Source organism: Burkholderia sp. APQ4-4ca (assembly GCF_057837105.1).
This window is the reverse complement of the sequence record NZ_JBYQCG010000204.1, coordinates 1-6124: the sequence shown is the minus strand read 5'-3', so window position 1 is coordinate 6124 and position 6124 is coordinate 1. Positions and strand designations below refer to the sequence as shown.

The 6124-nt window shown below is 65.1% G+C and carries 9 protein-coding genes; 8 read left to right on the top strand and 1 reads right to left on the bottom strand.

Annotated elements, in window-relative coordinates; all coding sequences use genetic code 11:
• Positions 1-66: 66 nt before the first annotated feature.
• The 8 genes from AC3IFE_RS21310 to AC3IFE_RS21275 all read left to right on the top strand — a co-directional run bounded on the left by AC3IFE_RS21310 (position 67) and on the right by AC3IFE_RS21275 (position 5275).
• A complete protein-coding gene (locus AC3IFE_RS21310) occupies positions 67-276 on the top strand; it encodes a helix-turn-helix transcriptional regulator (RefSeq protein WP_038712376.1) in 210 nt (69 codons plus the stop codon).
• Complete coding sequence (locus tag AC3IFE_RS21305) at positions 273-569, top strand: hypothetical protein (RefSeq protein WP_226805927.1); 297 nt, start codon at positions 273-275, stop codon at positions 567-569. Before AC3IFE_RS21310 ends, AC3IFE_RS21305 begins: the two co-directional genes overlap by 4 nt.
• A gap of 364 nt (positions 570-933) precedes the next feature.
• The gene (locus tag AC3IFE_RS21300; RefSeq protein ID WP_017432173.1) at positions 934-1110 is read left to right on the top strand and encodes a hypothetical protein; all 177 of its coding nucleotides are present in this window, start codon (positions 934-936) and stop codon (positions 1108-1110) included.
• Positions 1103-1405, top strand: a complete 303-nt coding sequence (locus tag AC3IFE_RS21295) for a hypothetical protein (RefSeq protein WP_015876770.1) — start codon at positions 1103-1105, stop codon at positions 1403-1405. Before AC3IFE_RS21300 ends, AC3IFE_RS21295 begins: the two co-directional genes overlap by 8 nt.
• Positions 1398-1610 (top strand): hypothetical protein, encoded by a 213-nt coding sequence (locus AC3IFE_RS21290; protein ID WP_009962292.1) that lies wholly within the window; start codon positions 1398-1400, stop codon positions 1608-1610. The genes AC3IFE_RS21295 and AC3IFE_RS21290 overlap by 8 nt, the downstream gene beginning before the upstream one ends.
• Complete coding sequence (locus AC3IFE_RS21285; protein ID WP_015876769.1) at positions 1603-1950, top strand: hypothetical protein; 348 nt, start codon at positions 1603-1605, stop codon at positions 1948-1950. The genes AC3IFE_RS21290 and AC3IFE_RS21285 overlap by 8 nt, the downstream gene beginning before the upstream one ends.
• A 9-nt stretch (positions 1951-1959) precedes the next feature.
• On the top strand, positions 1960-2286 hold the full coding sequence (locus tag AC3IFE_RS21280) for a hypothetical protein (RefSeq protein WP_015876768.1): 327 nt from the start codon (positions 1960-1962) through the stop codon (positions 2284-2286).
• A 127-nt stretch (positions 2287-2413) separates the two neighbouring features.
• A complete protein-coding gene (locus AC3IFE_RS21275; RefSeq protein WP_489191859.1) occupies positions 2414-5275 on the top strand; it encodes a DUF927 domain-containing protein in 2862 nt (953 codons plus the stop codon).
• Between the two features lie 615 nt (positions 5276-5890).
• On the opposite strand, the gene AC3IFE_RS21270 is transcribed toward AC3IFE_RS21275, so the two are convergent.
• On the bottom strand, positions 5891-6124 hold a 234-nt coding region (locus AC3IFE_RS21270; RefSeq protein ID WP_489191858.1), incomplete at its 5' end, for a tyrosine-type recombinase/integrase.

The window sequence follows — 6124 nt, the reverse complement described above, 5'->3', positions numbered from 1 at the left end:
TATCTCGCTTCAAGCTCCGTACTAGCCCGTGCAGTCCCGCACGGTCCCTAGAGATGAGGAGCTTGAATGGAAAATCTGTCGTCAACGTCCGGCAATCGAGTCGTCCGCATGCGACCGCTTATTGAGCGTGTCGGTTTGAGCAAGAGCGAAATCTATCGCCGAATTCAGGCAGGAACGTTTCCCCAGCCAATCGCACTCGGCGTTCGTGCCGTTGGCTGGCTCGAACGGGACGTAGAGTTGTGGCTCGCGACTCGCACGAAGCGAGGTGAGGCGTGAGCGACACGACCAAGTTGGCGGAACAAACCACCATTGATTTGGAGTCCGCGCGTGCGACGCAAAAAGCCGCCGAAGTCCAGCACTATTGGACTTTGATCGAGCATCAGCATGAGCGCTACGCGTTGGCGCACGAGCATTGTGTTGATACGGATCGTAAGGAAGCAGCCCGCGGCATGATGGCTGCGGCCGCCATTTTCGAGATCGATGGTCGGCGCATGCCTTCTAGATTAAAAAAAGCAGCCGACGTCATCAAGATCGCGGTATTTCTCCTCGATCCGAAGGCCCCTGCATGACGTCGCACCAAAGTCACTTTGCCGTGATGAAGGGCACGGCGAGTCGACCGCGTCATGCCGTTGCCTCTAGTCTGTCCCTTCCTCGATTTGCGCATTGCGGCGGTGCGCAGTATCCTGTGACCGTCGCTGAAACAACAGCGGCCGGGCGTGGAACCCCGAATCCAAAGGCGGACAACCGCCGCTCAGGCGGTATTTTTTCGTCCGCACGCCTTCGCGCGCCTTCTTCTATGGGTGGGCCTTGGCGGGGACGGCTTCGGCCGTGCCGGTTTCCTTTGGTCCGGTGTTCCAACCCCGTCATGTGCCCGCCCACCCCGATTGGAACCGGGGGGCGGGTTGTAGCCAAACCCAAAGGAGGTCGCACCCAATGCGCCAGTCCACGCACGCCCGTACCGGGCAGCAATCCCACCTCATTCAATCCATCGTCCGCGCAGCACTGCGCGACGCGGCAACCGCCAGCACGTATCAAGACGCCCTCGATGCAACCGGCGCGGCACTGGCAGCGATCGCGGCGCTCGTTCGTGCGGAGGTACGCCATGGCTGAGCTGCGCTGCAAGATTGGCGATCTGGCGATCGTCACGCAATGCGATGCGCGCTCACGCATTGGCATGCTGGTTGAGGTGGCATCGGCTTCCCCGACGCCCGATCACGATTGGCGCGTGCGGATCTTGGGCGGCCCCGTTGCGGGGCGCAGCGCCTACGATCGGCGGTTCGGCGAATTCACGCATGCTGCCGTCCACGACTGGAACCTCACACCGATTCGCGGCGAAGCGGAGCAGGATTGCACGATCGACGTCCGGCAACTCCTCGCGTCGATCCTGGAGGTGCGCCATGTCTGAATTCCGCCTGCCGAACGAAGTCAAGATGATCGCCATGTGTGCGGCCCATCAGTTCGCCCATCTCGAAGCGCTGTTCGATGCCGTCCGTGCGCATCTTCCGGAGGACACCTACGAGCGCTCGCTCGTCGACATGGGGCAAGGCGTTGCGAGCCGGTACTCGGCCGAAATGCGCCGTACCGCGCAGCCGGAGGTGTGCCATGACTGATCAGCGCATCCGAACCGCGGTTATCAACGGATTCGACAATGCGCCGCCACTCGATACCGGCGCTCCGATCGAGCTGCAATTCGCCGTCGACCTTGGCGCGATCTGCGCTGACGCGTGGCTCGACCTGAAAGGTGACGTGCGGCTGCACGACTACGCGGCCCATCAAGCCGGCGCGTTCGCGCGCGGCATGGAAGCCGCCATGCAGGACGCAGGCGACGTCGACGCGCACCGCCTGACGATCAGCCGCCAAGCGTTCGCGGCCGGCCTGATGGGGCGGGTGCAACAGCACCTGTTCGCCGCGCTCGGCCTCGTCACGCGCGAACCGCGCACGACGCACTGAGGGGCGGCCATGGCAAAGACGAACAAGAATGCCGTGCAACCGCTCGCGTCGCACTTCGTGGCCGAGGTGAATCGGCCCGATCACTACCGCATCGGCACGCGGATCAGCGATGCAATGGAGCTGCTGGACAGCCTGCATTGGGCGGCCGACAAGGCCATGTCCGATGACGACTACTGGCTTGTGCTGAGCCTGTTTCGCGCGTCCCTCCCTTCGATCGGCGCGGCGCTGGAGGCGGCGAACGACGCCCTTGGCGAGTCGCGGCTCGGCCGCTACGTCTACAGCAACGACGTCACGGCCGGCGGGGCCGTTCTGTCGGTGCCTCGCGCGGCCGGCTGACACTCCGCCGCTAGGCATCGTCGCATCATTCAATTCTTCGTGCGTCGAGTCGGTGCTTGCCCGATATGGACTACTAATCGGGAGTCGACCGACGCGCGTCCAGCGGGAATCTATGAGTAACGCACCCATGTCGGAATTCGAGCGGGCGAGAGTCGCGCTCGGCTATGTTCTGCCCGACGACCGCGACACGTGGCGTCAGGTGGGGATGGCGCTCAAGGCCGAGTTCGGCGAGGAGGGCTTTGCCCTCTGGAACGAATGGAGCCAAGGCGCGCAGAACTACAACGGCAAGGACGCGCGGGATGTGTGGAAGTCGTTCAAGGGCGGCAAGATCACCATCAACACGCTGTTTCATCTCGCCAAGGTCGGCGGCTTCGATCCGCGCGCGCATCGGGCGAAACCGGTCGATCCAGCGGAGCGCGAGCGGCAGAAAGCCGAGCGCGCGGCGCGCGAAGCGGCCGAGCTGGCCGAACTGACCGAGAAACAGCAAGCCGCGTCGGCGCTCGCCGAATCGATCTGGTCGGCGGCCGAGCCTGCGCCGGCCGATCACCCGTATCTCGTTCGCAAGCGCATCCCGGTCGACGCGCTGCGCGTCTATCGCGGCGGCTTGTGCATCGGCACGGCCGCATGCGACGGCGCCCTCGTCATCCCGGCCCGTGACGCGGGCGGCAAGCTGTGGACGCTGGAGTTCGTCCTGACGGACGGCCAGAAGCGCTATCTGCCGAACGGCCGCAAGGCGGGCTGCTTCTCGTTGATCGGCGGCCTGCTATCTTCCGCGCCGTCGACGTTGCTGATTGGCGAGGGTTACGCCACGTGCGCGACGCTCGCGGCCGCGACGGGCTATCCGGCCGCCGTCGCGTTCGACGCCGGCAACCTGCACGCGGTCGCGATGGCGCTACGCGGGCAGTATCCGGACGCCCGCATCGTCGTGTGCGCCGACGACGACCACACGACGAAGGGCAATCCGGGCGTGACGAAGGCTCGCGCGGCGGCCGAAGCCGTCGCCGGCATCGTCGCGGTGCCCGACTTCGGTTCGAACCGCCCGGCGGCCGGGACCGACTTCAACGACCTGGCTGCGCACCTTGGCCCGGATGCGGTGGCCGCCGCCGTGCGCGCTGCGCTCGCACCGGCCGGCTCGGCGGATGCCGGCAAGGGCAAGGCCGCTCCAGCCGCCGCGAAGCCCGCCAAGCGCCCGAAAACGGCCCGCGCGCAGGACGGCAAGTCGCGGTTCGTCGTCGACGACAAGGGCGTGTGGTTTCACGGCTTCAACAACCAGGGCGACCCGCTCCCGCCGCATTGGGTCAGTACGCGGATCGACGTGATCGCGGAGACGCGCAACGAGATGAACAGCGAGTGGGGCTACCTGCTCGAATTCACGGATCGCGACGGCATCCTGAAACGGTGGGCGGTGCCGGCCGGCCTCTTTGCCGGCGACGGTACGGAGCTGCGCCGGATGCTGCTCGATATGGGCGTGAAGCTCGGCGTCACGCAGATCGCCCGCACGCAGATCGCGAACTATGTGCAGATGGCGCAGCCCGACGAGCGCGTGCGCTGCGTGCCGCGCGTCGGCTGGCATCACGGCGCGTTCGTGCTGCCTGATCGCGTCATCGGCACCGGCAAAGAGGCGCTGATCTATCAGGCCGACACGCCGATCCAGAGCCAGTTCAAGGAGCGCGGCACGCTGGACGACTGGCAACGCGAGGTCGCGGCCTACTGCGTCGGCAATAGCCGGCTGCTGTTCTGCGTCGCTACCGCCTTCGCTGGTCCGCTGCTGCACTTCTCCGGGCTTCAGTCGGGCGGGTTTCACTTGCTCGGCACGACGTCGAAAGGCAAGTCGACGGGCGGCGTCATCGCCGCGTCCGTGTTCGGCTCGCCGGACTACGTGCGGAGCTGGAAGGCGACCGACAACGCGCTTGAAGCCGTGGCCACGCAGCATAGCGACGCGCTGCTGATCCTCGATGAAATCGGGCAGGTCGAGCCGCGCTTGGTTGGAGACGTGATTTACATGCTCGCGAACGAGTCGGGCAAGGCGCGCGCGTCGCGTAGCGGCTCGGCAAAGCCCGTACTCACGTGGCGGCTGCTGTTCCTGTCGAACGGCGAAAAGAGCGTGTCCGCGCTGATGGCCGAGGGCAACAAGCCCATGAAAGGCGGTATCGAGGTGCGCTTGCCCGCGATCCCGGCCGAGGTCGGCGAAATGGGCGTCGTGGAGAAGCTGCACGGCTTCCCGACGCCGGCCGCGCTGATCGAGCATCTAGAGCGGCACGCAGGCATGCACTACGGCACGGCCGGCCCCGCGTTCATCGAGTGGGCGTCGTCGCAGGCCGGCGAGCTGGCCGAGCATCTGCGCATGCGCGTCGACGAGCTGGTCGGGCAATGGGTGCCAGACGGTTCGCATTCGCAGGTCGCGCGTGTCGCTAAGCGGTTCTGCCTCGTCGCGGTGGCCGGCGAGCTGGCGACGGCGCACGGCCTGACCGGCTGGCCGCAGGGCGAAGCGGTCGAGGCTGCGCGTCGCTGCTTCGAAGGCTGGCTCGAACTGCGCGGCGGCACGGGCAACTCGGACGAGGCGGAAGCCGTGCGGCAGGTACAGCATTTCCTCGCCGCGCACGGCGACAACCGTTTCGTGTGGATGAACCGGGCGCAGGACGACCATCGGCCGAACGTGCCGCATCGAGCGGGCTTCAAGCAGCACGTGAAGCGCGACGAGCGCCGCACGCCCATCGCCTCCGATCGGGAGTATTACGCCGAGTTCGGCGGCAAGATGAGCGCCGACGATGCCGAAAGCGTCGAGACGGAATACCTGATCGAAGCGGCCGTGTTCCGCAAGGACGTGTGCGCCGGCTTCGATCACAAGATCGTCGCCAAGGCATTGATGAAGCGCGGCGTGCTGATGCCGCGTAGCGACGGCTATCCGTACCGGCAGGAGTACATCCCCGGTCACGGCAAGTTCATGGTCTATCGCGTGTTGCCGTCCATCTTCACGCTTGAGCTGTGAAATGCACCGCCGCCGTCCGGGAGGGCGGTGGCGGGCATTTCTTTGCGCGGCATTTTTGGCCAGTGCGTCAAAGTTACTTTGAGCGATACGCTCCAGATGGAACCGGGCCGGCGATGGCCGCGAATCTTGCCGTATCCGTAACAATCCAGACCCGTTTATCTCCAGTATCTCCAGCGTTCTCCAAATCGTTTGGAGACACGCAAAGCCTTACCCCATAAGGCTTTGCGGCTGATTCAGCCGTTTATCTCCAAATCTCCAACTCGTTTTGCACTGAGCGGACAGGTGTCGACCGTCCGCGTCGACCGCAAAGCTAGACGGGACACGGCTCTCCGGGATTCAAAGGGCGTCAGCAACGTGTTTTGAAGAGGGGCATCCGCGATGCGCCTCGATCCGACATTGTTACGCCGGCCGCAAGTGTCGGGGTGGCGGGAAAGCGGGGGACCCTGCGTCTAGGGCAAAGACGCGGGGGCTCACACCCGCGCTTTTTCTCTACCCCAGAGACGCCAAGGGGGGTCATATTCATACCGAAATGCAGGGAGTCGGTAGCGTCTGACCAAGTACTGGAAAATGGTGGGAGGGGCGTGACAAGGGGGTCATACGTGTGGCGGCACGGGTCTATCTTGCCGCCGCGATTGGGATGATCTTCGCCCCACCCTGTTTGTCGAGATAGTCCGCCCACCACTGCATCATGCGATGGCGCTCGGACAGATACTCGGCGTGGTTGTATGCCGCCCGCACACCGTCCTGCTCGGAGTGCGCGAGCTGACGCTCGATCCAGTCAGAATTGAAGCCCTTCTCGTTCAAGATCGTTGAGGCAAGGCCACGGAACCCGTGCCCGGTCATGCGACT

Coding starts and splice junctions, on each gene's coding strand:
- AC3IFE_RS21310 (WP_038712376.1), top strand. CDS start 67: ATGGAAAATCTGTCGTCAACGTCCGGCAATCGAGTCGTCCGCATGCGA.
- AC3IFE_RS21300 (WP_017432173.1), top strand. CDS start 934: ATGCGCCAGTCCACGCACGCCCGTACCGGGCAGCAATCCCACCTCATT.
- AC3IFE_RS21295 (WP_015876770.1), top strand. CDS start 1,103: ATGGCTGAGCTGCGCTGCAAGATTGGCGATCTGGCGATCGTCACGCAA.
- AC3IFE_RS21290 (WP_009962292.1), top strand. CDS start 1,398: ATGTCTGAATTCCGCCTGCCGAACGAAGTCAAGATGATCGCCATGTGT.
- AC3IFE_RS21285 (WP_015876769.1), top strand. CDS start 1,603: ATGACTGATCAGCGCATCCGAACCGCGGTTATCAACGGATTCGACAAT.
- AC3IFE_RS21280 (WP_015876768.1), top strand. CDS start 1,960: ATGGCAAAGACGAACAAGAATGCCGTGCAACCGCTCGCGTCGCACTTC.
- AC3IFE_RS21275 (WP_489191859.1), top strand. CDS start 2,414: ATGTCGGAATTCGAGCGGGCGAGAGTCGCGCTCGGCTATGTTCTGCCC.